We start from the raw sequence: 622 nt of genomic DNA, 5'->3' as shown, positions 1-622 counted from the left end.
ACGCGTGATCAGCAAAAGCAGGGATGATCAAGTGTATATGCAGGGACAATTGGAAGGGGGCAAACAGACCAGTAATCACTATAGATCCTGAGATGATGACCCACACAAGCAAGTACTTGTGTTCAAAAATCTTAACCGACACAAGTCGACCCAATGACCCCACCAGTGGGAACTGCGATGCGCCAATAACAGGAGGGAGCCCAGACCCTGGAGTAAAAGGGTTTGCATTCCTAGACGGTGAGAACTCATGGCTTGGAAGGACTATTAGCAAAGACTCCAGGTCAGGATATGAAATGTTAAAAGTTCCAAATGCAGAAACCGACACTCAATCGGGGCCAATCTCATACCAGATGATTGTCAACAACCAGAATTGGTCGGGGTATTCAGGGGCATTCATTGATTACTGGGCAAACAAGGAATGCTTCAATCCTTGTTTTTATGTGGAACTAATCAGAGGGAGACCCAAGGAGAGTAGTGTACTATGGACTTCAAATAGCATTGTAGCTCTCTGTGGATCCAGGGAGCGATTGGGATCATGGTCCTGGCATGATGGTGCTGAGATCATCTACTTTAAGTAGCAATGATTTAGCAAAAAACACCCTTGTTTCTACTGATCACGCGT

1 protein-coding gene is annotated in these 622 nt (G+C 45.7%); it reads left to right on the top strand.

Annotated elements, in window-relative coordinates; all coding sequences use genetic code 11:
* Positions 1-293 precede the first annotated feature (293 nt).
* Entirely contained in the window at positions 294-578 is a 285-nt protein-coding gene (locus tag IEV85_RS25020) for a sialidase/neuraminidase family protein (protein ID WP_229712746.1), read from the top strand.
* Positions 579-622 lie beyond the last annotated feature (44 nt).

This window comes from Marivirga lumbricoides, from assembly GCF_014636295.1.
GTDB lineage: Bacteria > Bacteroidota > Bacteroidia > Cytophagales > Cyclobacteriaceae > Marivirga > Marivirga lumbricoides.
This window is presented reverse-complemented; position numbering and strand designations above follow the sequence as displayed.

Excerpts from the sequence above, each read along its gene's own strand:
- IEV85_RS25020 (WP_229712746.1), top strand. The coding sequence starts at position 294 with ATGTTAAAAGTTCCAAATGCAGAAACCGACACTCAATCGGGGCCAATC.